The organism is Kocuria marina, from assembly GCF_000786655.1.
Taxonomy (GTDB): Bacteria; Actinomycetota; Actinomycetes; order Actinomycetales; family Micrococcaceae; genus Kocuria; species Kocuria marina_A.
Map to the genome: position 1 here is coordinate 464,002 of NZ_JROM01000016.1, position 26,504 is coordinate 490,505.

Here is a 26,504-nt window from a genome sequence, read left to right on the forward strand (position 1 = left end):
GGCGTCGCTCAGTGGCGACGTCGCGGGGTCTCCACCCGACGCCGCGGGGGCGCCTTCTTGGGTTGGATCACCGCGGCCGCGGCGCCCTTGGACACCCGGGTCACGAACCGCTCGAGCGGACCCGGCCCCACGGCGTGCTGCCACGCCACCGCGAACAGGGCGGCCACCACGATCTGGACGATGTACCAGAACCACGGGGTGCCGTCCGTCCACACGAACGCCAGGAAGATCAGGTGCCACACGTAGAGCGTGAGCGTCATGGAGCCCATGGCACCCAGCCACGTGAGCCACTTGCCGATCACGCGGCACAGCAGCAGGAACGCACCCAGGGCGATCATGGCCATGCCCGCGCTCTCGAACAGGGCGAGCGGGGTGTTGGTGTGCGGACCCGTGAGCAGCAACCACAGGTTCGTGGTGTCCGGCAGCTGGGGGTCCGGGCCGTAGTACTGGACGTTCCACACGTCCTCGGACGTCATCCACGGCGTCGCGTTGATCAACGCGTCCTCGAGGTCGAACCGCAGCAGCATGAGCATGGAGATACCGCGGGACAGGGCCGCGACCACGGCGCCCACGATCACGAGCAGCACCTGCACCCGGTCGCGGGACAGGGGCAACCGGCCCAGGGCCAGGCCCAGGCAGATGAACGTCATCCAGGGCAGCGCCGGGTAGGTGCCCGTGAGGAACAGCTCCGCGAACACGGAGCCCGGGTCCGAGAAGATCTCCAGGAAGCTGGGGTTGCCGTACACGTGGGCGGGCAGCACCGACAGCGACCACTGCATCACGAACGGCATGACCACCGCGAAGAACGCCGCGGAGGCCAGCAGCCACCGCACACTCATGAGCGTGAACGGAATGGCCAGCAGGAACATCAGACCGTAGTAGATCAGGATGTTGTACACGGGCAGTTCGAGCAGGTTCACGGTCAGCCCGATCGCGAACAGCAACAGGGCGCGCACCAGGATGGAGAACCGTGCCCGGGAGCCGTCACGACCGTGGCGCGGGGTGCGCCCCCCGGTCATGAACGCGAGGCTCACACCGGCGAGCGTCGCGAACAGCGCGGCCGAGTGCCCGGCGAACAGGGTCCATTCGAGGGACGGGTCCCCCGCGGCGTTCGTCGCGGAGAGCACGTGCACCGCGATCATCCCGATGAGCGCGAACCCACGCGCCACGTCCACGCCCATGATGCGGCGCTTGGTGCGGCGGCCGTCCGCGCTCGTGACGTTGCGGGTGGCCGCACCCTGACGCGGTGCGGACGTGGAACGCGGCGGGGCGGTGACCACCGGGGTCGCGGCGGTCCACAGACCGCTCTCCGCCGCGGTGCAACCCTCGTCCCCGCGGTCGCCCAACCACACCTCTCGCGGTGGACGGCGCCCCGGTTGCGGGCGCTGTCCCACGGGCAGGTCACCCTCCAGGACGACTTCTTGCGTGCTCTGCTGCGTCATTCGGTGACTCCCTCGTGCTTGCCGGAGATCTTCCCCGCGGGGACGACGTCCGTGCGGACCGTGGCCATCGCGGACGATCCCGCGCTCAACTGCGACGCCGGTGCAGCTCCGAGCAACGGTGCGGTGGACACGTGGTCCGACTCGATCGCGGGCACGACCTCGGCGCTGATCGCCTGGTCCCCCGGTGCGAGGTGACGGATGGGGTTACCGCCCCAGTTGCCATCCGGGGGCACCGTCTCTTGCCGCATGACCAGGGACCCGGGGCCCACGGTGGTGCGCTCCTCGATCGTCGCACCCGGCAGTACGAAGCTGTTGGGGCCCAGCGTGGATCCCCGCCGCATGGTCACGGGCTCCATCCGCATGACCCGGTCGTGGAACAAGTGGGTCTGCAGGACCGTGCCGCGGTTGACGGACACGTTGTCCTCGAGGCGCACGAGGTCGAACTCGGGCAGCCACCACGACTCGCACCACACGCCGCGACCGATGTGCGCACCCATCAGGCGCGCCCACAGGTTGAACATGGGCGAACCCACGCTCAGGCGGATCATGGACGGGACCGCGAGGGACTCGGCGAACACGTCCGTGAGTTCGTTGCGCCACACGAATGAGCTGAACAGCGGCCGTTCGCTCGGTCGGAAGCGGCCCACGAGGGCCCACTTGACGAGCACCGGCACCAGGCAGGCCACGGTACTGGCGACCGTGAGCACCACACCGGACCACGCGAACGCGGCCACCACACCCGTGACACCCATCCCGTGGGACATGTAGATCTCGGTGAGGACGTACACGATGATGAGGTCCAACCAGGCCGAGACCATGGCGGGCACGAAGCGGAAGAACTCCACGAACGCACGCGCCGCCTTGAGCCGCCGTTGCGGGCGGAACGTGGACTCGGCGTCGGCCTCGGTCTTGGCGCGGGCGATCGGCTCGGCTGTGCGACCCAGCCAGGACGAACCGGCGGGTGCGTGGTGCGGGGCGGAGCTGAGCACGGCCACGAGGGCGTCCGCGGGCAGGTCCCGGTCCGGTCCCACGATCCCGGAGTTGCCCACGAAGGTGCGCTCACCGATCACGGAGGTACCCACGTGCAGCCATCCAAACCCGGCGCGGTGGGACGTGACCAGGGCGTGGTCAGCCAGGAAGGACCCGTCCTTGAGCGTGGTCAGGTGCGGGATGGTCTCCGCGGTGGAGATCTCCACGTTGCGCCCCACCTTGGCCCCAAGCAGGCGCATGAACCACGGAGTGATGCAGGACGCGTACACGGGGTAGGTGGAGATCAGGGTGCGCTGCATGAGCGTCTCGGTGAGCCACATGGCCCACCCCACGGGACCGTTCTGGGGGAAGTACCCCGGCACGATCATCCCGGCCACGAGGCGCACGAGCGCGACCACGAGCAACAACCACACCACCGCGGTCACGATGGTGAACACGGGGACCCACACGGCCACGATCGGGAAGACGACCTCGTACTGCTGGATGGTGATCACCTGGGACAGCACGATCAGCGCCCCGGGGATCAGGGCGAGGAAGGGCAACAACCCCACGAGCACGGCGCCCGCGGAGAACGCGAGGTGCGACGTCGCCGAACCCCAGGTTTTCATGCCGCCCGTGGCCTCCGGGGAATCCTCCGGCCACGTGAGGCCGGCCGAGCCATGGTGGCGCAGAGGGGAACCGCCCCACAGCTCGCCGTCCGGGACGTTGCGGCTGACGTGCGAGCCGGGCAGCACCTCAGCGCCGTGGCCCACGCGCATCCCGGGATCCACGAGGGTGCGGGTACCCACGCGGGCGTTGTCACCGATCTCGATGGCGCCCACGTGGAAGACGTCCCCGTCCAGCCAGTAGCCGGACAGATCCGATTCGAACTCCAGGGTGGAGTGCTCCCCCACACTCACGAGACCCGTGACGGGCGGGGTGTTGTAGAGGTGTGCGCCCTTACCGATCTTGTTGCCGAACAACCGGTGCAGGCCGCGGGCCATGGGGGTGCCGGTGAGGACGTCGTACTTGTTGTAGACCACGATGCGCTCGGCGGCCCACACGCGCAGGTGGTTCCAGCTCCCCCGCGGATAGTGCCCGGGTTTCAACCCCGCGGTCAGCGCGCGTACCGCGGCAGCGCCGATGAACACGCGCCCCGGCAGGGAGAACATCACGAGCCACCCCAGGACGAGCGGCCACAACGGCGGCGTGGGGACCCACCCGGCATCCGCGACCACGGCCAGCAGCCACACCACGATGAGCGCGCCCACCACGTAGCGGAACCCGTTCAGGAAGTTCAGGGCCAGGATGAACAGCCCCTGCAGCCAGCCGGTGCTCGCGGGGGTGGGCTCGGGGTCCCGCTTGACGTCGTGGGACTCCCCCAGCGTGGCCAGGTAACCGGCCATGCCCTCGAGGGTGGGGTGGGCGTAAATCTTGGCGATCTCGGTGTCCGGGTGGGTCTTGCGCAGCGCCGAGACCAACCGGGCGAGCGCCACGGAGCTGCCACCCATTGCGAAGAAATCGCTGTCCGGGCCGAACGGCAGCGGTCCGAGCTGGTCCGCCCACAGTTCCGCGAGCCACGCGAGGTCCCCGGTCAGGGACTCGGAGCCGTCGTCATTGGACGCGGGCAGCGGCCAGGGAAGGGCCTTGCGGTCCACCTTGCCGGAGGTTTTCATGGGCAGTTCGTCCATGATGCACAGCGCGGGGACCATCTGCCCCGGGAGTCGTTCCACGAGCCAACGCCGCGCCTCGGAGAGATCCACGGAGCCCTCGAACTCGGGGACCAGGTAACCCGCGATCACGCTGCCACCGCCCGGGGTGGAGTGCACGGCGCACGCGCCGAGCTTCACGCCGGGCACGGCGCTCATCTGCGTGTCGATCTCACCGAGTTCGATGCGCCGCCCCGAGACCTTGACCTGGTCGTCGGCACGGCCAGCGAAGACGATGCCCTCGGGGTCCGCGCGCACCACGTCACCCGAGCGGTACGCGCGGTCCCAGCCCAGGGATTCCAGCGGCGCGTACTTCTCGGCGTCCTTTGCGGGGTCCAGGTAGCGGCCCAGACCCACGCCGCCGATGATCAGCTCGCCGGTCTCACCCCAGCCCACGGGCTGGCCGTCGGCGTCCACGACGGCGAGTTCCCACCCGGGCACGGCCAGACCGATGCGCACTGGGGCCTCCCCGTTGAGCAGGGCGCCCGTGGCGATGACGGTGGCCTCGGTGGGTCCGTAGGTGTTCCACACCTCACGGCCCGGGCGCACCAGGTGCTTGGTCAGTTCCAGGGGGCAGGCCTCGCCGCCGAAGATCAGCAGGCGCACCCGGTCCAGTGCGGCATTGGGCCACAGGGATGCGAGCGTGGGCACGGTGGAGACCGCGGTGATCTCCTTGTCCACGATCCACTGGCCCAGGTCCGGGCCGGAGCGCACGATCTTGCGCGGTGCGGGCACCAGGGTGGCACCGTGGCGCCACGCGAGCCACATCTCCTCGCAGGACGCGTCGAAAGCCACGGACAGTCCCGCCATCACGCGGTCACCGGGGCCGAGCGGGCGGCGCTGCAGGTACATGAGGGCCTCGGCGTCCACGAGTGCCGCGGCGGAGCGGTGGGAGATCGCCACGCCCTTGGGCTTACCGGTGGACCCGGAGGTGAAGATGATCCAGGCGTCGTCGCGGGTACGCGGGGTGGCGGTCTGCTCACCCGTGGTCACGGCCGGGTTGCGGGTCAGTTCGAGCCCCTGACCGAACACGGCGGCCACGCCGGCTTCCTCCCACACGGTGCGCGCGCGTTCATCGGGGTCGTCCCAGTCCACGGGCACGTAGGCCGCGCCGGCGAACAGGGTGGCCAGGATGGCAACGTACAGGTCCACGCCGCCGGAGGGCACACGCACGCCCACACGGTCCCCGCGTCCGATGCCCATGTCCCACAACCGCTGGACGTGGGTCTCGATCCGGTCCTCGAGTTCCCCGTAGGGAACGCTCTCGTTCTCGTCCTCCAAGGCGATGGCGTCCGGGTATTGCGCGACCGTCTCGAGGACGATGTCGACGAGGGTGCGCGGTGCCGGTGGTTCCTCCACCGGGTACACGGCCCTGTCCGGCGCGAGCGCTCGGACTCCGTTCCTAAGATCTTGGCTGTCCACTGCTAGTACTCTCCCCCTTGCTAAGGACCAGTGATGCAGGGAGATGCGGACGTCGTCCTCGGTCGAGGCGCGGTGCTGCAAACGTATGGATCATGCCGATGGGTCCCCCGACCGATACGGCAGCGTGACATCCGGAAGATGCGCAATGGTGTCCAGCGAAAATATCCCCCTGCTGGCCCAGATTACGTCGCCAGAATACGACAAGCATGAACTTGGATGCAATCTACGGTGTCGGTCCCGGCATCACCCAGGTGGGGATGTCATGCTGAAGAATTACTTAACGTGACCCACCCCACGGACTTCCCCCCGTGTGCCCGTGAATCGTGTTCCGTAGATCACGTGGAGGGCGTGGGTTCGTCCGCCGCGAGCAGTTCGTCCAGGATCTCGGCGTCCGGCATGTTGAAGTGGTCGCGGTGCGGCATCAGTTCCAGGCGGGTGCGCGTGAAGCCGCGCTTCTCGTAGAAGCGCTGACCCTCCGTGGCCGCCGTGACGGCGTCGAAATCAGACGCGGGATCTGAGCCGTCGTCCAGCAGACCCGTGAACCACCACATGCGCACCTCGGCCTTCTCCTGGCGGGTCGGGACCTTCGACAGCCCGTCCGGCGCGCCACCACCGCCCACCATGGCCGCACCGCCGGTCACGAGGTCCCGGGCACCGCTGAGCACCCCGTAGCTGAGCATCTCCGCGCCACCCGAGTACCCGAACCACGACACCCGGTCCCGTTGCACCGGGAGGTCCGCGAGCAGCCGGTTCTCGGTCAACGCGCGCAACCAGCGCATGTTGGCACTCATCCCCTGCCACCACGTGCACTCGCCCTGGCAGTCGGGTGTGAGGGGCACGGCCAACAGGTCGTTGTGGGAGGCCGCGATCGCGGACAGGCACGTGGTGCGCCCACCCGGTTCGAAGTACTCCGCCCCGCCGTCCCCGTGCAGGTCGATCACGAGCCCCACGGGCTTGGAGACGTCCACCCCGCCGTCGATCACGTGGTAGGAACTCGTGGTCCCGCGGTACGTGTAGGTCTGCTCCAGGTGGCCGAGCGCGCCGGCCTGGGTCTGGTCCTGGGTGGTCGGCTGCGTGGCCAGGGTCACCGTGTGGGGGAAGGCTCGGGAGTCGTCCGCGCGCAACCCGTACTGGGTGCAGTCGGTCCTGGGCGGATCCGCGGACTTGAACGGGTTCACACTGACGAGGACCACGGCCGCCACCAGCACCAGCAGCAGGACCAGCACCAGAACGACACGCCACGAGGCATGTCTCGCGCCCGTCCTCGTGGGACTGGTAGGCATGGCCGGAATCGTACCCCCGCGGGCTGGGAGTTCTCGACCTTCCACCCCGCGACACCCCTGTGGCGTGAGACGACGTCGCTCGGCCGGGTCCGCGCGACGCCCCGGCGCCGCGGCGTCGTCGTCCGCTTCAGCGCACCAGACGGGGCACGAGGCCGACGAGTGCGAGCATGACGAGCAGCTCCACGAAGGTCTGCGTGAGTACGGCGAGCGGCGCGAGGACCGTGCCGTCCGGCGCCGCGAGGGCGAGCGGCAGCACCACCAGGGAGTTGCGCGTGACCCCGCTGAAGAGCACCGCGCGGCGCTCGCGGACGCGCAGGCCGGCAAGGCGACCGGCCGCCCAGCCGAGCGCCGTCATGAGCGCTGCGAAGCTCACGTAGACGGGTACGAGCGGCAGCAGCGCTTGCGCGCGTGAACCCACGAGGGCGATCTGGGACGCGACCACGGTCGCGAGGGTGAGCATCATGAGCGGGACCATGGCACCACCGGCGAGCCGGCCCCACCGCCGGGCCACCGGGGACCGCGCTGCGGCCCACTGGGTCACTGCCGCAGCCACCAGAGGGATGACGATCACCACCGCGAGGGCCTGGGCGAATGTCCCCCAGTGCACGGCCACGGCGACGTCGGGCGCCAGGAACGACCACAAATACAGGGGCAGGGTCAGCATCTGCAGGACGAGCAGCACGGGGGACGCCGCGAGCAACCGGTCGTTCGCGGCGCCCGCGAGGCCCGAGAACACGATCACGTAGTCGATGCACGGGGTGAGCAGGACCAGTAGCACCCCGATCAGCATCGGGCCCTCGATGGAGAATGCGCGGACGAGCGCGAACACGATGACCGGGACGACCGCGAAGTTGACGATCACCAGGCACGCCATGAAGCGCAGGTCGCGCAGACCTTCGCCCACGCGGCGCAGCGGGATACCCAGGAACGTCACGTACAGCAGGGCCGCGAGCACCGGGGTCACCGCGGGGGCGGCGAGGCCGCCGAGGCCCGGGGCCCACCAGCCGGCGAGCGCGCCCACCGCGAGCGCCGCGAGGTAGAGGGGTATCTGGAACCGCTCCATGAACCGGGTCATCGGGGCCCCTGCCGCGCGCCGCCATGTCCGGCGCCGTCGGTGCCGTCCCGTGTCAGCGCGGTTCGGGTCAGGGCCGTGAGTCCCGACCGGAAGACGGCGTCGGTGTCCACGGGGTGCTCGGTGTGCAGACGGGCATAGCGCGGCGCGATCTTCGCATCGACCGGGGCGGCGCGCTCGAAAGGGGCCATCGGCTGTGTCAGAGCGCTGCCGAGCGTGAAGTTGGCGAGTGTGTACGCAGCACTGAGGGGATCGGGCGCACCGAGCTCGTCCAGGAGAGCGATCATCCGCTCCGACAAGCGGAGGTAGTGGGGTCCCCTGGGAGCACGCATCCCGATCACCAGGCACGCCCACCCGTGGCGCGTGAGGTGCGCGTGATAGGCGAGCATCAGGTCCGTGAGCTCGCAGGTGTCCACCGCGTGTCGCATGGCGGGGTCGGCGCCGAGCGCGTGGTCGAGCCCGAGGTCGAACAGGTCGTCCACGGACGACACGCGCGAGTACAGGCTCGCCGGCGCCACGTTCAACCGACCGGCCACGGCGCGGACCGTCAGGGCCCGGAGCCCGCCCTCGTCCAGCAGAGCGGCGGCGGTTCGGCCGATCTCGTCCGTATCCACGGCGCGGGTGCGGTGCACGGGTTTGCGATGGTCCCAGTAACTCACGGGGTCAGCGTAAACGAACACTGTTCACCCGGCACGCGAACTAAGTAAGTTTAAGGACATGCCCGACGATTCTGGGCTGTCCCTGCCCCTCGTCACCGAACGGCTCCGGCGACGCGCTCATACCCCCGGCGACGCCTCGTGGTTGCATCGGGTCTACGCCCAGCCGGACGTGGCCCGCTATTTGCTGGACGACCCGTGGGACGCAGCCCGCGCCACCCGAGAGGCCGTCACACACGAACCGAAATCCGATCTGGACGGTGGCACCCACACCCTCGCCCTCGTGATCGCGCGGGAGCGCATCCCCATCGGGGACGTTCTGCTGTGGCGCACCGACACGCACCCCCGGATCGCGGACGTCGGCTGGGTACTGGACCCCGCTCACGCGGGACGGGGATTCGCCGGGGAAGCCGTGGCCGAGGTGCTGCGGGGGCGTTCGAGCACTACGGCCTGCGCCGCGTGGTCACGCAGTTGGATGCCCGCAACACCGCCTCCGCCCGGCTCGCGACCGCCGTGGGGATACGCCCCGAAGCCCACATGCGTCAGGACTGGTGAAACAAGGGCGAGTGGACGGACACGCTCGTCGTCGGAATGCCCGCCGAGGACCGCGACGCCCCGTGACATCCCTGGGTCCATCTCAGGCCTGCCCCTGCCCGGTTTCTGGCCAGCCCGGACGGGTTCGATCGACGTTCGCTGTCGACGGCCGTGCCACGCGGCGCCCGGCCATCCCGGACATACCGGGGCCCGACGTCGCGCAGAGACGTTCACCGGTCGGTCACCTCGCGGTCTCCGGACGCTCGTAGGGTCTGCGGCACACCTACCGCCGACCCTCGCGGGTCAGACCGAAGAGTACCGCCATGCACCGATCACTCATCCCTGCGGCCGCGATCACCGTGGGGTTCGGCCTATTTACCGCGGGACCGGCCGCGGCCGCGGCGCCGGCGGTGAACACCGGCTCCGCCGTCCAGGTCCCCATGGGAGGGCACGACCGCTCTCCCGCACCGGGCACCCACCCGCACGAGGGTAAGGCCAACACGCAGGGACACCGTGTACGCGAGCGCCGGTCAGATCACGGGGCCCATCACGATCGGCACCGCCACCACGGGAAGAAGCACCGCCCGGGGCGAGGGCACCACAAGGGGCACGCCTTCGAGGTGAGCTACGTGGACAGCATGGTCCTGCCGGACGAGTTGCGCAGCGTGGACGGCGTGCCCTTCGGCGGGATCTCCGGGTTGGACTACCGCCCCCGGGACGGTTCCTTCCTGGCCCTTAGCGGCGACCGTTCCCAGAAGGCACCCGCCAGGTTCTACACCCTGGACCTGCCCTTCGACGATGACGGCTTCGACGCACCGGGGTACTCCGTCACGGACACCACGGTGCTCCAGCGCGCAGATGGCTCCCCGTACCCGGAGAACTCCGTGGATCCGGAGTCCATCCGATGGGACCGCACCTCGCACACGGCTCTCTGGACGGACGAGGGAGACGTGACCAAGGGACTCGCCCCGGCCATTCGGGAGATGACCGACACAGGGGCTTTCGTTCGCGCGTTCGACGTGCCCCGGCAGTACCTCCCAGCGTTCGACCGGAGCGGCAATCAGATGCGGGGCGTTCGCAACAACCTCGCGCTGGAGAATCTGACCCTGGGGCCGTGCGGCACCACGTTCTCCGTGATGAACGAGGCAACGCTGGTCCAGGACGGCCCGGTCGCCTCACCCGAGACCGGGAGCCCGCTGCGCCTGACCCAGCTCGACCGGCGGACCGGTCACAACCTGGCCCAGTACGTCTACGAGACCGAGCCGGTGTCCGTCCCGCGGGGTTCGACCGGCGGCAACCGCGGCGCTTCCGAGATGCTGCAATTGAGCGAGACCGAGTACCTGGTGATCGAGCGTCAGTACGTCGAGGGTGAGAACCAGATCCAGGTCTACCGGGCCAGCACCAAGGGCGCCACCGATGTGTCCCGTTCGGCGGCCCTCACGGGTACGGAAGTCCCGATGAAGAAGGAACTGGTCATCGACCTGGCCGTGGCGGGGATGTCCCCAGGCAACGTGGAGGCCATCAGCTTCGGCCCGGAGTTCGCGGACGGTGACACGTCCCTTGTGCTCGCGGCGGACGACAACTTCAACCTGGCCACCCAGGACACGGTGTTCCACCTGCTCCGGGTGAACATCCACAAATAGATGGGGAGGGTGGGTGGGGTCCACGGTGGACCCCACCCACCCTCGCTCCCATCACGCCGCGGCCCGTGAAACAGGCCGATGCGCCACGAGGCGCGTTCGTTCAGTCGCGCCCGGAGCGAAGTGCGGCCTGCAGGGCCGCGAAACCCGCTTCGATCTCGGAGCGGTGCGGCTCCACGACCCCGCGGGCCCACTCCTTGGTGGTGTCCTCCACGTCATTGCCCCTGGCTGGCATGTCCGGCTCGTCGAGGAACGGCAGGGCGACCTCGGTCAGGTCAATGAGGTCCACGTCGGCGTCGTCACCGGTTGCCAATCCGGCGACCTGGTCCGCGATCTGACGGCGTGGGCGTGGTTCGGTCAGTCGCGCACGGAGGCGGTGGCGACCACGGGCATCCCCGTCCTACCGGCCACCTTGGCCAGGACGGTCGCATTACGGCGCAGGTCCGGGACGCTCAGACCCCGACGACCTGGAACAGGCCGCCCTGGTGGTCCACCAGCAGTAGAGCGACGTCCTCGGGATCGATCATCGGGAGGAAACCGTGGAAGGTGGGAAGGGCGGGGAAATCCGTCGACAGGGTGTTCTCGTGTCGCATTCCGGGGACCCGACGATGGGCCACCCCCAGCGTAGAGAGGGGCATATCTTCTTGCCCATGATGTGACGACCGCCCGGACACAATTTCCCCGTGTCGAGCGTGAGAAAGGCCACGGAATACATCTGTGGTGCGATACGCACGCCCAGGACCCGGAACCATGTCTTTTCGGCACATATGTGTATCCGGCGTATGGGGCGTCCACGCCACGGACGCGGAGGCCCCTCCTGGACCCTCGACCGACAACCACACCCGGCACGGCAAATTCACCCGGACAGCAAAAACCCGGACCCTCTTTCGAGGATCCGGGTTTCTCCGCCCGTGCGACGGGCCATTCGGTGGAGCTAAGGGGACTCGAACCCCTGACCCCCTGCATGCCATGCAGGTGCGCTACCAGCTGCGCCATAGCCCCGTACGACTCCGAAACCTTACCACGCTTCGGCCTGCCACGTTTACCCGGGATTGACTCCCTAACAACTTCGTGGGACCGCCACGTTTCCAGTTCCCCGGAACGACTCGACCATCCTAGACAGCTCGCGCGAACTCGCGCAAATTGCCCGGCGGCGCGAGGTCAGACCGCGCGGGGAGCGGCGTCGTCGTCGATGTTCGCGGAGCCGGCCGATGGCAACTGGACGTCGATCGCCGGGCAGTCGCCCCACAGCCGTTCGAGGGCGTAGAAGGCACGGTCCTCGTCGTGGAGCACGTGGATCACGGCGTCCCCGTAGTCCAGGAGCACCCAGCGGCACTCCCCCTTGCCCTCGCGGCGCAGGGGCCGACGGTCGTGCTGCTCGATGAGCGCTTCCTCCACGGCGTCCACCACGGCGGAGACCAGACGTTCGTTGGACGCGGAGGTCACCATGAAGACGTCCGTGATGGCGAGGCTCTCGCTGACGTCGAACGCGACGACGTTCTCGGCCTTCTTCTGGTCCGCGGCGCGCGCGGCGCTGCGCACGAGGTCGATGGATTCGGTGGTTGCAGTCACTGAAGTGTGCTGTCCTTTCACATGGGTCGGTTTCACAGAACGAAGATCACGAAGGCCACCACGAGCGCCACGATCACGGCCACGAGTAGCGCGAGCACCGCTCGGGTCATGGACGTCCCGCGGGAATACGATCCGGGTTCCAGCAGGGTCAGTCCCTCGGCGTCCACCGCGCGCACCGGCTCGGCGGGAGGAGCCACGGTCTCGGACCGCGTTTCGGGGGTCGACGACGCCGCTCCCGCCGCGGCCTCGTGCGTCCCCTCGGGTGTGCGGTCCCGGTGCGGTGCCTGGATCACGGGGATCCGGGAGGTCTCGGTGACCGGTCCGTAGCGCACGGGTGAGGCCGGGAGGGACGCGGGGTCCGCGAGACTCTTCTCCAGGCTCACCCCCGTCGCCTGGGTCATCAGGGCCGGCGGGAAGGTGATGGTGAAGTACTCCGGCTCCGGCTCGTCGTGCACGGGTTGCGGCAGGGTGACCGGCGCCTGGCCGATCCCGGGTGCGGCGGGAGCGTGACCCGACGACACGGTGTCCCCTGGCACGGAGCCCTCGGATGCCGGACGAGCCAGTGCCTCCCCGGCGGGGCCACTTGCTGCGGGTGTGTTCCCCGCGGCCGAGGATCCTGCGGGTCCGTTCCCCAAAGCGGTGGGCTCTTTAGCGGTGGCCCGCTTGGCGGCCTGCCGGTCCTGGTCATTGGCCGCCGCGGCGCGCATCGCGAGATCCGCGAGGCGACGCTGGGTGGCGAGCAGGGCGTCGTCGACCTCTCCCCCGCCCGTGCGCTCCGATTCCTGGATCTGCCGGGCGTGCTCGACCATCTCACGCTGCAGCCGCGCGAGTCGCCGGGGCCCCAAGGGCTTGACGGTACCCGTGTGCTGGGGGGTGTCCAACTCGATCACGGGAGCCGGCGGGGCCACCCACTCCTGCTGTCCCGTGGCCGGGTGGGCGGCCCACGGGCATTCCTGGGGGTTCGCGGATCGGTTCTTCTCGGGGGGTGTGCTCACGCGGTGCTCCTGTGACCCGGGGCGGGGACCCCGGGCGAATCCGTGGGGGCGGATGAGGGGGTGCCGACATCCTGTGCCACAGGGGTGCCGGATGCGGTCTCCGGGTCCACATCGGGATCGGTGGAACCGCGGTAGAGGCCGTACTTGTTGATGTACTGCACGACCCCGTCCGGGACCAGGTACCACACGGGCTTGCCCGCCGCCACGCGGGCGCGGCAGTCCGTGGAGGAGATGGTCATGGCGGGGACGTTGAGCAGCGACACGCTCTCCGAGCCCACGGGCGCGGAGAGCACGTGGCCCGGGCGGGTCACACCCACGAACGTGGCCAAGGACCACAGCTCATCGGTGCCCTTCCACGTGAGGATCTCCGCCATGGCGTCCGCGCCGGTGATGAAGAACAGCTCGGCGTGGGGACGCAGGGTGCGCAGGTCCCGCAGGGTGTCGATCGTGTACGTGGGTCCGGAACGGTCGATGTCCACGCGGGACACCGTGAACCGCGGATTGGACGCCGTGGCCACCACGGTCATGAGGTAGCGGTGCTCGGCGTCGGAGACGTCCTGCCCGGCCTTCTGCCACGGTTCACCCGTGGGGACGAAGACGACCTCGTCCAGGTCGAAGACCGCGGCGACCTCCGACGCCGCTACAAGGTGCCCGTGGTGGATGGGATCGAAGGTCCCGCCCATGACTCCCAGCCGGGTCACACCCGGCCTGCGCGGGGGGATGTCCAGTTCCGTCTCGGCCGCGGTCACTGACGCGTTGAGGGGATTCACTCGTGCCGATCTGTCGGTCAGTGGCGCGGGGTGGCGTGCACCCGGTCGAGCATGGCCTGCTCCTCCGCGGGCAGCTGCGCGGGGTCCTCGTACTCACCGACGGCCGGGGCCTTGCCGCGGGGCGCGAAGGACATGGAGATGAAGAGCATGATCAGGAACAGGATGAACGCGACGATGCCGAAGACCGGCGCCATGGCGTGCAGCTCTTCGTTGATGGAGTGCCCCTCCTCGGCCGCCAGGACGGTGACGTTGGACAACAGGTACAGCGAGCTCATGCGGTTCCCTTCTGTGGCCGGCGGCGCCGGTCGGTGAATGCGACGAACGTCCCGGGTGACGTCCGTTCCATGGTACGTCTCACGGACGCACGTGGCCGTCACCCTGGACGACCCACTTGGTGGTGGTCAGCTCCTCCAGCCCCATGGGACCGCGCGCGTGCATCTTCTGCGTGGAGATCCCGATCTCCGCACCCAGCCCCAACTGGCCGCCGTCCGTGAAGCGGGTGGACGCGTTGACCATGACCGCCGCGGAGTCGATCTCCGCGGTGAAACGTTCCGCGTTAGCCAGGTCGTTGGTCACGATCGCCTCGGTGTGGCCCGTGGAGTACGTGCGAATATGCTCGATCGCCTCGTCGATGCCGTCCACGACCTTCACGGCCATGTCCATGTCCAGGTACTCGGTGGCCCAGTCCTCGTCCGTGGCCTGCAGGTGGTCCGATCCCGGGGGCAGCAGCGCTGCGGCGCGGTCGTCCACGTGCAGGGTCACACCGGCCTTGTCGAGTGCGGCGAGCACCTCGCGGGATGTCTCCTGCGCCCCGCTGTGCAGCAGCAGGGTCTCGGCGGAGTTGCACGTGGAGGTGCGATGCGTCTTGGAGTTCACGGTGAGCTTGGCGGCCATCTCCGCGGGCGCGGACTCGTCGATGAACACGTGCACGTTGCCCTCGCCCGTCTCGATGACCGGGACGGTCGCGTTGGTCACCACGGACTGGATGAGTCCACGGCCGCCGCGCGGGATGAGCACGTCCACCTTCCCGCGCGCACCCATGAGGGCGTTGGCACCGTCGCGACCGTAGTCGTCCACGGTCTGCACGCAGTCCACGGGCAGTTTGGCGTCCGCGAGGGCGTCCCGAAGGATGCCCACGAGCGCCCGGTTGGAGTCGAAGGCCGCCGAACCACCGCGCAGCAGCACAGCGTTGCCGGATTTCACGGCGATCCCGGCGATGTCCACGGTCACGTTCGGGCGGGCCTCGTAGATCACGCCCACCACTCCCATGGGCACGCGCACCTGGCGCATGCGCAGCCCGTTCGCGAGCGTCTGCCCGCGCACCACGGAGCCCACGGGATCGGGCAGGGCCGCGAGTTCCCGCAGCGCGTCCGCAAGACCCGCGATGCGGGTACGGTCCAGCTTGAGCCGGTCCAGCAGCGCGGTGGAGATCCCTGACTCGCGCCCGCGTTCCAGATCCCGCGAATTGGCCTCGAGAACGGTGTCGGCGCGGGCCTCGATCCGACCGGCCATGAGGTTCAGCGCGCGGTCCTTCCACGCGCGCGGGGCGCGGGCGAGCGTGCGGGCGGCCACCCGGGCGTCGTCGGCCATCAGGCCGACCCCGGCCACGGGATCGTCCCCGAAGGTCTCCTGCGCGGTCAGTACGGACGTGTTCTCGGCCACTGTTCCTCCTGCGGATCGTGGTGCGGGCGCGCGGCGCCCACGGTTCAGGTTAGGGGCTGGACGTGCGGTCAGACGGTTCGTTTGAGTTTGGTCCTCGCCGAACGGGGCCGCATGGTCACGAGGTTGTCCACGTGCACGAGCTCGCGGGCATGGTCCTCACCGAACTCCTCCCCCAGTTCGTGCGTGCGTTTGCCGAGCATCCCGGGGACCTCGTCCGAGGCGTAGTTGATCAGCCCGTGGGCCACTTCCTTTCCCTGGGAATCCACCATGGCCACGGGATCGCCCGCGGTGAACTTCCCGGACACCTCGGTGACACCGGCCGCGAGCAGCGAGCGACGACCGCGGATGGCCTCCACCGCGCCGTCGTCCAGGGTCAGGGTGCCCTTGATGTCCGCGAGGTGCGCGAGCCACAGCAACCGCACGTTGCGCCGCCCGCCGGTCGTGGCGAACCACGTGCCCACGTCGTCGCCGGCCAGCGCACTCTCGATGTTCGCGGCGGAGGTCACGAGCGCCGGGATGCCAGACGACGCCGCGATGCGCGCCGCCTGCACCTTGGTCACCATCCCGCCCGAGCCCACGCCCGCGCGGCCGATCGTGCCGATCTCCACGCCTTCGAGATCCGTGATGGGATCCTCGACGGTGGGGATGCGCTCCCCGCCGTCCTTGGGGGGCCGGGTGTAGAGCGCGTCCACGTCCGAGAGCAGCAACAGCGCGTCCGCCTTGATCAGGTGCGCCACGAGCGCAGCGATGCGGTCGTTGTCGCCGAACTTGATCTCGTGGGTGGCCACGGCGTCGTTCTCGTTGACGATCGGCAGGATCCCCAGGTCCAGCAACCGTTCGATCTGGCGATGCGCGTTCTTGTACTGCGAGTGGCGCATGAGGTCCTCGGCCGTGAGCAGCACCTGACCCACCGTGACGTCGTAGCGCGTGAAGTAGTCGGTGTAGCGCGAGATCAACAGACCCTGTCCCACGGAGGCCGCGGCCTGTTTGGTGGCGAGGTCCTTGGGCCGGCGGGACAGTCCGAGCGGCTGCAGCCCCGCGGTGATCGCACCCGAGGAGACGAACACGACCTCCACGCCCTGCGCCTTGACCCGGCCGAGCGCGTCCACGATGCTGCGCAGCGCGTTCTCGTCGATCGAGTTCTCGATCGAGGTCAGGGACGAGGACCCCACCTTGACCACCACGCGCCGGGCCATGGGCAGGTCCGCACGGCGGGTGATGGGAGAGCGGCGGTTCTTCCCCCGGCTCTCGGTGCTCAGCTGGATCGCGGACTTGGCCGCTTGCTGCTCCATGGCCGGGACGTCGATCGTCTCGGTGGGGGTCTTCTCCGCGTGGGGCGTGTCACTCACTGTCGTGCGTCTCCTTCGGCTCGGAAGTACGGCGTCGATCTCGCGCGTCGTCCACGGACTCGGTCCAGATCCCGGCGCGGCGCTGCTCCTCGAGCTCCGCGCGGGCCTCGGCCTTGGCGTCCATGCGGTCGTAAAACTGTTCCCGCTTCTCGCGGCGCGTGGGCCGGGACGTGTCTTCGAGGCGCAGGTCGGAACCGCGCGGGCCGCCGAGCAGTTCGGCGCCGCCCACCATGGTGGGCTCCCAGTCGAAGACCACACCGTTGTCCTCGGGGCCGATCAGCACCGCGTTGCCCGGGCGGGCGCCGATGCGGAACAGTTCGTCCTCGATCCCGAGTTTCGCGAAGCGGTCCGCGAGGTATCCCACGGCCTCGTCGTTGTTGAAATCGGTCTGCTGCACCCACCGTTCGGGCTTCACGCCGCGCACGTGGTACAGCGGCTCCCCCGCCCGGTCCTCGCGGGTGATCTCAAACTCCTTGCGGTCCTTCCCTCGACGACGCCGCACGGGTTCCGGGCGCAGCACGGTCTCCGCGCGGCGCTGCTCCTCCCGCTGTTCCTCCTGCTCGCGGGCACGGGAGACGAGCTCGGCCATCGCGAAGCCCAGTTCCCGCAGTCCGGCGTGCGAGGCCGTGGAGATCTCGAAGACCGGGTAACCGCGTTCCTCGAGTTCGGGGCGGATGAACTCGGCCAGTTCCCGCGCCTCGGGCACGTCCACCTTGTTCAGGGCCACGAGTCGGGGGCGCTCGGTCAGCGGGATCGTGGTGGGGTCGTCGTCGCGGATGGCCTCGGCGTAGTGGGACAGTTCCTGTTCGAGGGCGTCCAGGTCGCTCAGCGGATCCCGTCCGGGTTCGAGCGTGGCGCAGTCGATCACGTGCACCAGGGCCGCGCAGCGCTCCACGTGCCGCAGGAACTCGAGACCCAGCCCCTTGCCCTCCGAAGCACCCGGGATCAACCCGGGCACGTCCGCCACGGTGAAGCGGGTGTCCCCCGCCTGGACCACACCCAGGTTGGGCACGAGCGTGGTGAACGGGTAGTCGGCGATCTTGGGGCGCGCGGCACTCATGGCAGCGATCAGGCTAGACTTGCCCGCGGAGGGGAATCCCACCAGGGCGATGTCCGCGATGGACTTCAGCTCGAGCTCGACCTGGTGTTCCTCACCGGGCACACCCAGCAGCGCGAAGCCCGGGGCCTTGCGCTTGGGCGAGGACAGCGCGGCGTTGCCCAGTCCACCCTGGCCGCCACCGGCCAGCACGAACTCGCTGCCCTCACCGAGCAGGTCCGCGAGCACGTTGCCCTGCCGGTCCTTGACCACGGTGCCGTCCGGAACGGAGAGCACGAGGTCCTGGCCCTTGAAGCCGTGGCGCATGTCCCCCTTGCCGGGCTCGCCGTTGGGGGCCTTCTGGTGGGGGGCGTGGTGGAAACCCAGCAGCGTGGTGGACTGGCCGTCCACGCGCAGGATCACCGAACCGCCGTCGCCCCCGTTGCCGCCGTCCGGGCCGCCCAGGGGTTTGAACTTCTCGCGCTTGACGGACACGCAGCCGTGGCCGCCGTTACCGCCCGTGGCGTGCACGATCACTCGATCAACAAAACTGGCCACGCGGCTCCTCGGTGGTAGGGGTCACCTGCTGCGAGCGGGTCGACCGTGGTCTTCTGAAAAGACTAGAGGGTGAGCGCGTGAAGCGCCCACCCTCCAGTGGTCGCCGCCACGGGGTCGTAGCGGCGGGTGGACCCAGGGGTCCGAATGAGAATTACTCGGCGGTCTGGATGTTGACCACGCGGCGACCGCGACGGGTGCCGAATTCGACGGCGCCGGCGGCCAGGGCGAACAAGGTGTCGTCCTTGCCGCGGCCCACGTTCACGCCCGGGTGGAAGTGCGTGCCGCGCTGGCGGACGATGATCTCGCCGGCGTTGACGGACTGACCGCCGAAGCGCTTCACACCCAAGTACTGGGCGTTGGAGTCACGGCCGTTGCGAGTCGAGCTCGCACCCTTCTTGTGTGCCATGGTGTGTGCCTACCTTCGTTGGAAACGTATGTGGGGAGCCGGGTGCTCAGGCGTCGATGCCGGTGACCTTGACGGTGGTCAGCTCGGCGCGGAAGCCCTGACGCTTCTTGTAACCGGTCTTGTTCTTATACTTCATGATCGAGATCTTGGGACCGCGCAGGTCCTCGATGATCTCGGCGGTGACCTTGACGTTGGCCAGGGTCTTGGAGTCGGAGGTGACCTTGTCCCCATCAACCAGCAGCAGCGCAGGAAGCTCTACGGTGCTGCCTGCCTCGCCGGCGACGCGGTCAAGGGTCACGAGGTCTCCGACGGAAACCTTCTCCTGGCGGCCGCCTGCGCGGACAATCGCGTACACCACTTGGGAACTCACTTCTCTCGACATCTATGGACTACGTGTGTGGGTCGGGCGTACCCCTGGGGGACTGCGAATGTCGAGACATCACGCCGCGGTGATCCATGACCGACCGCATTCTCCGCGTGGCTATCGCATCGATTCAGGATGTTCGCCCGAGTGTGCCGCAACCTGGCGCGTGAACTGGATATGACACGCACCGGCGCTCGGCACCGACACCCCACTCTACCCGATCCCCCGAAGTCATGCCAGTTGCGCCGCGGCGGGAGCGGCGGTCCCCGCCGACGTCGCCCGGGTCGTCTGCGCGAAGAAGGCCAGCTCGAGCTCGCACGCCCGGTGGAACGCGCGACGCATGTGCTCCCGGGTCGCCGGGTCCGCGTGGGCCGCCTCCCGGTCCACGATCTCGCGCACCGACTCGGTCGCGGACTGGAAGTCCGGATCGTCGTACGTGCTGAGCCAATCGGCGAACGGGTGTTGCGGTCCCGCGACGCGGGCACGCCGCGTGAGCTCGGCACCCACGTGGGCGTAGAGCCAGTAGCACGGCAGGATCGCGGCGGAGCCCACCACAAAGCCGTCCTGGCCCGTGCGCGCCAGCAGGAAGTCCGCGTAGCTGCTCGTGACCTCGCTCGGCGGTGAGGGCTCCCGGTCACCCAGGCGGGCGCGGTGCAGCGCGGACTCCACCGAGACCACGGAGGCCGACGCCGCCGCGAAGTGTTCACGTGAGCGCTCGTCCGGGGCGGACGCGGCGAGCAGGGCGAGGGCCCGGGAGTAGTACTGCAGGTACTGCATGTCCTGGTCCAGGTACTGCTCGAACTCGGCCGGGTCCAGGGTGCCGTCCCCGAGGCCCCGGATGAACGCGAGGGCCGCGATCCGCTCACGCACCGGTGCACTCTGCTCCCACAGCTCGTCGGTGAACCGGGGTGCATCGGATTCCGCGGCGGCAGACGTCACGAACGAGGGATCCGCGATCAGGTGTTGGACGTGGTGCATGTGGTGCACGGGTCCGTTGCCGTGACCCACGTGCAACTCGTCCGCACCGCGCAGCGCACCTCGCAACCACGTGCGGGCCGTGCGGATCGCCTCCGGCCAGTCCCCGGTCCGCGCCACGACCGTGGCCACCGCGGAGGACAGCGAGCACCCGGTGCCGTGAGTGTTGTGGGTGTGCACCCTGCGGCCCTCGAACAGTGCGGCGGGTTCGTCCTGCCCGGGCAGCAGCAGGGCGTCCGGGGTCGTGTCCCCGGCCAGGTGGCCGCCCTTCACGAGGACCCGGGTGTGGAACGCCGTCGCGACCGCCCGGCCCTGCTCAAGCGCCTCGTCCCACGTCCCGGCCACGGGACGCTCGGCCAGCACCGCGAGTTCCGGAAGGTTGGGGGTGATCAGGTCCGCGTGGGGCAGCAGCTCCCGCAGGGCCCGCTCGGCGTCGGGACGCAGCAGTCGGCCACCGGCCGTGGCGACCATGACGGGGTCGATCACGACCACGGGTGCGCGCCCCACCATGAGCCAGTCCCGGACCGTGTCGATGACCTCCACGGAGCCGAGCATCCCCACCTTGATCGCGTCCAGGGTGACGTCCCCGGCGACCGCGTCCAACTGGTCCCGCAGGACCTGGACGGGTGGGGTGTGCACGCTCACGACGCCCCGGGTGTTCTGGGCGACCACCGCGGTGATCACGCTCAGCCCGTACCCGCCCAGTGCGGCGATGGATTTCAGGTCCGCGGCGTGACCCGCCCCGCCCGTGGGATCGGTTCCGGCGATCGAGAGGACGCGGGGTATGGCGGTAGAAGGCGTGGTGTCCACGACAATCCCTTCGCTAGTACGAGCTAGATCAGGTTCGACGGGTGTGTTCTCAGCCGCAGTGCGCGGCACCCCGTGTGTGTGCCCCCGATCATGCCACAGGGGCACCCGGAATCCCGGGTGCCCCTGTGGTGCTCGCGTGGCGACGGATCCCGCCGCCGGTCGCTCAGTCCTGCTTGCCGGTCATCGTGATGTCCTGGGCCTTGACGCCCACACCCACGATGGTGGGCTGGTCACCGGTCGCCGCGGGTGCCGCGGCACCGGCCTCCGCCGTGAAGCGGCTGACCTGCCGTTCCTGCGTGTACTCGTGGGTCTCCACGCTCGCGGTTCCGGGCGCGGCAGCCGGTGCCACGGCACGCCGCGACCCGCGACGCCGTCGAGCCGGAGCCGCCGGCGCCTCCGCCGGCCGGTTCCCGCCGGCGGACGGCGCCGCCCCGGGAGTCTGCTGCTGCGCGGCACCCGACTGCGCGGCACTCGTCTGCCCTGCACCGGATTGCGCAGTCCCGGAGTTCGACGGCGCGTGTCCTGCGGCCGACCGCTTCGACACGGCCTCCCGCGGCTGGGACGCGGCGTCCGCATCCTGAACGGCACCCCCGGTCGAGGATTCGTCCTCGCCCGCATCCGTGAACGCGGCGCTCAGCGAATCCAGGGACAGGGCCTCCTGGGTGTCCTCGCTCCCCCGCTGCTCGACCTGCCCGTGGGGCAGTTCGATGACCTCGCCGTGGATCGTGAGGCTCGCGGACGAGTCCCCACCGGAACGGTCCTCGGACCGCGAATCCCCGCGGGAGTCGTTCCCGGAATCGTCCCGGCCGGAACCGTCGTTCTGCGCGGCGTTGTCCTCGCCCTGCTGACCGCGACCACGGCTGCGCTTACCGCGGCGCTTGCGGCGACGGCGCCCACCCTCGGACTCCCCGTGGGAGTTCTCGGACGCGTGCTCCCCGCCCTGCTGACCGCGGGAGGTCTGCTGCTCCTGGGAACCGGTGTCCTCGGCCTGCCCGCCCCCGGACTGCGGTGCGGTGCCCTGGGAAGCCTGCCGTGCGGCGTCGTCGGACTCGTCGTGGGAGGAGGCCGCGGCGATGTTCGCGAACGCCGTGCGGGTGGCCTCCACGCGCGCCTGGTCCTGCTCGTCCGAGCCGTGGTGCCGGTTGCCGTTCTTGGGCTTGTCCTGCGCACCGTTGTGCTGCTTGTTGCGCGAGCGCTTGCGCTCGTGCCGGTTGCCGCGGTGGTCGGAGGGGGCCGCGCCGGAGCGACCCTTCAAGGGGTGGTCGTGGACCACGACGCCGCGGCCCGCGCATTCCTCGCACGGCTCGGAGAAGACCTCGAGCAGCCCCGTGCCCATGCGCTTACGCGTCATCTGCACGAGACCCAGGGAGGTCACCTCGGCCACCTGGTGCTTGGTGCGGTCGCGACCCAGGCACTCCACGAGCCGGCGCAGCACGAGATCGCGGTTGGACTCCAGGACCATGTCGATGAAGTCCACCACGATGATCCCGCCGATATCCCGCAACCGCAGTTGCCGCACGATCTCCTCGGCGGCTTCGAGGTTGTTCTTGGTCACTGTCTCCTCGAGGTTGCCCCCGGAGCCCGTGAACTTGCCGGTGTTGACGTCCACCACGGTCATGGCCTCGGTGCGGTCGATCACGAGCGATCCGCCGGAGGGCAGGAAGACCTTGCGCTCCAGGGCCTTCTGGATCTGCTCCTCCACGCGCATGTGCTCGAAGAGGTCGTCATCGCCGGTCCAGCGCTCGAGGCGGTCCAGCAGGTCGGGCGCCACGTAGGTCACGTAAGCCTCGATGTTGTCCCACGCCTGCTCGCCCTGGACCACCATGGCGGTGAAATCCTCGTTGAAGACGTCCCGCACGGTCTTGATGGTCAGGTCCGGTTCCGCGTACAGCATCTCCGGGGCCAGCGTCTTGGTGGACTCGGCCTTGTCCTGGATCTGCTCCCACTGCGAGCGCAGCCGGTTGATGTCGTTGGTCAGCTCGGTCTCGGAGGCACCCTCCGCCGCAGTGCGCACGATCACGCCCGCACCCTCCGGCAACCGGTCCTTGAGGATCTTCTTCAGCCGCTGGCGCTCCACGTCCGGGAGCTTGCGGGAGATCCCCGTCATGGAACCGCCCGGGACGTAGACGAGGTAGCGACCGGGCAGGGACACCTGGCTCGTGAGCCGAGCACCTTTGTGCCCCACGGGGTCCTTGGTGACCTGCACGAGCACGGTGTCCCCGGACTTCAGGGCGTTCTCGATCTTGCGGGGCTTGCTGCCCAGCTCGGCGGCGTCCCAGTCCACCTCACCGGCGTAGAGCACGGCGTTGCGGCCGCGGCCGATGTCCACGAAGGCGGCCTCCATGGACGGCAGCACGTTCTGCACCTTGCCCACGTACACGTTGCCGATCAGCGAGTCCTGCTGGGTGTGCGAGACGAAGTGCTCGGCAAGGATCCCGTCCTCGAGCACACCGATCTGGATCCGGTCGTCCTTCTGCCGCACGAGCATCTTGCGCTCCACGGATTCGCGCCGGGCCAGGAACTCGGCCTCGGTGATCACGTGGCGGCGGCGGCCGAACTGCCGGGACTCACGACGCCGCTGGCGCTTGGCCTCGAGCCGCGTGGAACCTTTGACCCCGGTCACCTCGTCGCGGCCCGTGCCCTCACCGGCACCGCGCGGGGCCCGGACCCGGGTCACCGAGCCGTCGGACTCGTCCACGAGTTCCATGTCCTCGTCACCGCGACGCCGCCGGCGACGCCGCTTGCTCGTGACCTTGCCGGACTCGTCGTCATCGCTGTCCGCGTCCTTGCGCGCGGCCCGCTCGGTCTCGCGCTGGGCGTCGCGTTCCTTGGCGGCCTCGCGCAGGCGGGCGGCCTGTTCCTCGGCGGCCCGGCGGATCTCGTCCGGGTCCGGGGCGTGGAACATGAGGGAGGCGCCGGGACCGAAGGCCCCGAAGTTCTCCTGGGTGCTGGGCTGGTCGTTCGCGGACTCCCCGGCCTGCTGGGTCTGCTCGACCTGCTCGTCCGTCTCGCGGGCGCGCTCGGCGGCGTCACCGGCTGCGTCCTCGACCTCGAGTGCGATCTCGTCCTCGATGCTCTCCGCGGGCTGCTCGGCCTCGGGGATCTCGGCCACCGGGATCTCGCGCGCGGACGCGTCCTCGGCGCCGGCATCCGCGGACGGGGCTGCCGGAATGTCGGAAGCGGCGGCCTCGGACGTCGGATCGGACGTCCCCCGATCCTCGGCGGGCGCGTCGGTCGTCGCGGGTTGCCCGGTAGCGGTGTCGGCGGGCACGGCGGCGTCGGGCTCGGGGTGGGGAACGGCGTCGTCGTCGGCCGGTGTGGCGGGCGTGACGGCGGGATCGGTGGTGGTGCTGTCCTCGACGGGGGTGGTGGTGGCAGCCTCGAGGGATGACTGTTCCGCGTTGTCCTTCTCAGGTTCCATGTGAAGTTGTGCTCCTGCTCGGGACACCGCCCGCACCCGGGCCCGAGGTGTGCTCGGTCGGTCGAGCCGGTGTTCGCCACGCGGCCGCCGGAAGTCAAAGTCGTACTCGCGGGCGCGGCGTGTGTCACGCGCACTGTCCGCGAGCCGGCGGATGCCCGAGTCGCTGGGTCCGTGGGGACCGCGAACTTGCCCCGATCCGGACGCGCTCGATCCTGTGAGAGCCGCGGGTCCGTACCGAGGGAGATCGGTGTTCCTGCCGGGCCGGTTCCTCACGTGCGGCTGAGGCCCGACCACTGGCAGTATCTCACAGTCACCTCGGGCCGGGGCGCATTCCGGGTGGTCCGGACCACATTCCGCCGGCCGGACGACGGCGCGTGTACGGGGTGTGTGCCGGCGTCACCCGCCGTCACAGGCGGCCCGCGCCCGGTGGGGCGTCATGCGCGTGGTCTACGATCGGGCGCGTGAGCTCAACATCCGCGACCACCCCCCTGACCGACCGGACGCCCGAGACGACTCCGGCCCCCGCCACCCGTTCGGACCGCTCGTGGGCCGTGCTCGCGGTGATCTTCTCGATCGTGGGTTTCGCCGCATCGGCCGTGCTCGTGGCGGAACGGCTCGCGATCTACAAGGACGCGGGACACCGCACGAGCTGCGACATCAACGCGTGGCTCTCGTGCGGCACGGTCATGCGCACCCCCCAGGCGGAACTCTTCGGCTTCCCCAACCCGTTCATCGGGATCGTGGCGTACGCCGTGGTGATCGCCGTGGCCGTGGGCGTGCTCGCCGGCGCCCGTTATGCCGGGTGGTTCTGGTGGTTGCTCTGGCTGGGGATCGCCGCCGGCTCGGTGTTCACCCTGTGGCTGTGGTGGCAGACCACGTTCCACATCAACGCCCTGTGCCTATACTGCATGATCGTGTGGTGCGCCCAGACCCTGTTGCTCGCGCACACGACCGCCCGGATGCGCCGCGCCGGCCTGATCGGTTCCTCGCGTGGCACCGCCGCCGGTTCCGCCGCGTGGGCGTGGCTCCTGGGCATCGGGGTGCTCGTGATCGTCTTCGGGATCATCGCGGTGCGCTTCTCGACCGCGATCTTCGCCTGAGCCGTCCGCCGACGCCGCGCTCAGACGGCGTGCGCCTCGAACACCATGATGGGGTGCGTGCCGTCGAACGGCGTCCGCTGCCAGTCGCCCCAGACCGCGTCGACCTCGAACCCGGCGCGCCGTAACTGGTCGGCCAGGACGTCGCGGTCACGGAAGGCCAGTTCCGACTCCTCCACCACGAGCTCATCCGATGACTCGAAGTGGTTGTGGAACCGCAGCAGGACCCGGCCCCGTGCGAGTTCCTCCACCTCACACCATTCCCGCAACGGCCCGTGCTGCGTGTCCCGCACGGTGGGCTCGGACTGACGCCACCCGTCCCAAGCTCGAACGGCCGGGTTGCGGCTCTCGAAGGCGAGCGTCGCGCCCTCGCGCCCGAGCTCGCGGAGGTCGCCCAGCGTGCGTTCCCACGCGGGGTCGGGGATGTGCTGGGCCACGTTCCCGGTCATCACGATCAGATCGAAGCCGGTGTCGGGGACCGACCGCGTGTCGCCCTCGATCCAGGTCACACGCTCCGCCCCGGGCCTGTTCCGGGCATAGCTGATCATGGCGCGCGAAGGATCCACGCCCACGACCGTGCGGTCCGGCGCCGCGAGGGTGACGGTCAGGATGCCCGTCCCGCACCCCACATCGAGCACCGCGCGGGCGTCCGTCCCTTCGGCGAGGGACCGGAAGTAGTCATGGTCCGGCCCGTCCGGGTTGTCGCCGTCGTACAGGTCGACGATCCGCGGGTCGTAGTCGGTCATGGATTGACAGCTCAGG

General features: G+C 69.6%; 21 protein-coding genes, 1 tRNA gene, 1 pseudogene and 1 riboswitch. Of the genes and pseudogenes, 3 read left to right on the top strand and 20 right to left on the bottom strand.

What is annotated here, in order from left to right:
• Positions 1–8 precede the first annotated feature (8 nt).
• From AS25_RS04725 to AS25_RS04745, 5 genes are all read right to left on the bottom strand, one after another.
• The gene (locus AS25_RS04725) at positions 9–1,442 is read right to left on the bottom strand and encodes a DUF418 domain-containing protein (protein ID WP_035962158.1); all 1,434 of its coding nucleotides are present in this window, start codon (positions 1,440–1,442) and stop codon (positions 9–11) included.
• Positions 1,439–5,542: a Pls/PosA family non-ribosomal peptide synthetase gene (locus AS25_RS04730; RefSeq protein ID WP_035962160.1), complete on the bottom strand. Its 4,104-nt coding sequence runs from the start codon at positions 5,540–5,542 to the stop codon at positions 1,439–1,441. The genes AS25_RS04725 and AS25_RS04730 overlap by 4 nt, the downstream gene beginning before the upstream one ends.
• Before the next feature lie 335 nt (positions 5,543–5,877).
• On the bottom strand, positions 5,878–6,825 hold the full coding sequence (locus AS25_RS04735; protein WP_253270473.1) for an alpha/beta hydrolase family protein: 948 nt from the start codon (positions 6,823–6,825) through the stop codon (positions 5,878–5,880).
• A 127-nt stretch (positions 6,826–6,952) separates the two neighbouring features.
• The gene (locus AS25_RS04740; protein ID WP_035962163.1) at positions 6,953–7,900 is read right to left on the bottom strand and encodes an arsenic resistance protein; all 948 of its coding nucleotides are present in this window, start codon (positions 7,898–7,900) and stop codon (positions 6,953–6,955) included.
• Complete coding sequence (locus AS25_RS04745; protein ID WP_052160724.1) at positions 7,897–8,556, bottom strand: TetR/AcrR family transcriptional regulator; 660 nt, start codon at positions 8,554–8,556, stop codon at positions 7,897–7,899. The genes AS25_RS04740 and AS25_RS04745 overlap by 4 nt, the downstream gene beginning before the upstream one ends.
• 58 nt (positions 8,557–8,614) lie before the next feature.
• Here AS25_RS04745 and AS25_RS15210 point away from each other — a divergent pair.
• Positions 8,615–8,923: pseudogene (locus AS25_RS15210) on the top strand (GNAT family N-acetyltransferase); the annotation flags it as partial.
• 487 nt (positions 8,924–9,410) lie between these two features.
• Positions 9,411–10,730, top strand: coding sequence for an esterase-like activity of phytase family protein (locus AS25_RS04750; protein WP_052160700.1), 1,320 nt, complete (start codon positions 9,411–9,413; stop codon positions 10,728–10,730).
• 100 nt (positions 10,731–10,830) lie between these two features.
• On the opposite strand, the gene AS25_RS04755 is transcribed toward AS25_RS04750, so the two are convergent.
• From AS25_RS04755 to AS25_RS04815, 14 genes are all read right to left on the bottom strand, one after another.
• Positions 10,831–11,040 (bottom strand): hypothetical protein, encoded by a 210-nt coding sequence (locus tag AS25_RS04755; RefSeq protein WP_035962164.1) that lies wholly within the window; start codon positions 11,038–11,040, stop codon positions 10,831–10,833.
• Between the two features lie 139 nt (positions 11,041–11,179).
• Positions 11,180–11,320 carry a hypothetical protein gene (locus tag AS25_RS14565; RefSeq protein WP_156960893.1) on the bottom strand — a complete coding sequence of 47 codons (141 nt, stop codon included), beginning with the start codon at positions 11,318–11,320 and terminating at the stop codon, positions 11,180–11,182.
• 336 nt (positions 11,321–11,656) lie between these two features.
• A tRNA-Ala gene (locus tag AS25_RS04760) sits at positions 11,657–11,729 on the bottom strand.
• A gap of 159 nt (positions 11,730–11,888) precedes the next feature.
• Positions 11,889–12,299 (bottom strand): ribosome silencing factor, encoded by a 411-nt coding sequence (gene rsfS / locus AS25_RS04765; protein WP_035962166.1) that lies wholly within the window; start codon positions 12,297–12,299, stop codon positions 11,889–11,891.
• A 32-nt stretch (positions 12,300–12,331) separates the two neighbouring features.
• Positions 12,332–13,294 (bottom strand): hypothetical protein, encoded by a 963-nt coding sequence (locus tag AS25_RS04770; protein WP_035962168.1) that lies wholly within the window; start codon positions 13,292–13,294, stop codon positions 12,332–12,334.
• Positions 13,291–14,064, bottom strand: a complete 774-nt coding sequence (gene nadD / locus AS25_RS04775; RefSeq protein WP_052160701.1) for a nicotinate-nucleotide adenylyltransferase — start codon at positions 14,062–14,064, stop codon at positions 13,291–13,293. Before nadD ends, AS25_RS04770 begins: the two co-directional genes overlap by 4 nt.
• Before the next feature lie 17 nt (positions 14,065–14,081).
• Positions 14,082–14,339, bottom strand: a complete 258-nt coding sequence (locus AS25_RS04780; protein ID WP_035962170.1) for a hypothetical protein — start codon at positions 14,337–14,339, stop codon at positions 14,082–14,084.
• Positions 14,340–14,418: 79 nt separating this feature from the next.
• The gene (locus tag AS25_RS04785) at positions 14,419–15,726 is read right to left on the bottom strand and encodes a glutamate-5-semialdehyde dehydrogenase (protein WP_035962172.1); all 1,308 of its coding nucleotides are present in this window, start codon (positions 15,724–15,726) and stop codon (positions 14,419–14,421) included.
• 68 nt (positions 15,727–15,794) lie between these two features.
• Positions 15,795–17,018, bottom strand: a complete 1,224-nt coding sequence (gene proB, locus AS25_RS04790; protein ID WP_035962583.1) for a glutamate 5-kinase — start codon at positions 17,016–17,018, stop codon at positions 15,795–15,797.
• 49 nt (positions 17,019–17,067) lie between these two features.
• Positions 17,068–18,669 (bottom strand): GTPase ObgE, encoded by a 1,602-nt coding sequence (obgE, locus tag AS25_RS04795; RefSeq protein WP_035962175.1) that lies wholly within the window; start codon positions 18,667–18,669, stop codon positions 17,068–17,070.
• Positions 18,670–18,820: 151 nt separating this feature from the next.
• A complete protein-coding gene (rpmA, locus tag AS25_RS04800; RefSeq protein ID WP_035962177.1) occupies positions 18,821–19,075 on the bottom strand; it encodes a 50S ribosomal protein L27 in 255 nt (84 codons plus the stop codon).
• 46 nt (positions 19,076–19,121) lie between these two features.
• Complete coding sequence (rplU, locus tag AS25_RS04805; RefSeq protein ID WP_035962179.1) at positions 19,122–19,433, bottom strand: 50S ribosomal protein L21; 312 nt, start codon at positions 19,431–19,433, stop codon at positions 19,122–19,124.
• A gap of 237 nt (positions 19,434–19,670) precedes the next feature.
• A complete protein-coding gene (locus AS25_RS04810) occupies positions 19,671–21,224 on the bottom strand; it encodes a bifunctional hydroxymethylpyrimidine kinase/phosphomethylpyrimidine kinase (protein WP_052160702.1) in 1,554 nt (517 codons plus the stop codon).
• Positions 21,212–21,307: riboswitch (TPP riboswitch) on the bottom strand. It overlaps the preceding gene by 13 nt.
• Before the next feature lie 80 nt (positions 21,308–21,387).
• A complete protein-coding gene (locus AS25_RS04815; RefSeq protein WP_084117997.1) occupies positions 21,388–24,645 on the bottom strand; it encodes an Rne/Rng family ribonuclease in 3,258 nt (1,085 codons plus the stop codon).
• A 461-nt stretch (positions 24,646–25,106) separates the two neighbouring features.
• Between AS25_RS04815 and AS25_RS04820 the strand changes: the two genes are divergently transcribed.
• Positions 25,107–25,745, top strand: coding sequence for a vitamin K epoxide reductase family protein (locus AS25_RS04820; RefSeq protein ID WP_253270474.1), 639 nt, complete (start codon positions 25,107–25,109; stop codon positions 25,743–25,745).
• A gap of 20 nt (positions 25,746–25,765) precedes the next feature.
• Here AS25_RS04820 and AS25_RS04825 read toward each other — a convergent pair whose 3' ends face one another.
• Positions 25,766–26,488, bottom strand: coding sequence for a class I SAM-dependent methyltransferase (locus AS25_RS04825; protein ID WP_052160703.1), 723 nt, complete (start codon positions 26,486–26,488; stop codon positions 25,766–25,768).
• Positions 26,489–26,504 lie beyond the last annotated feature (16 nt).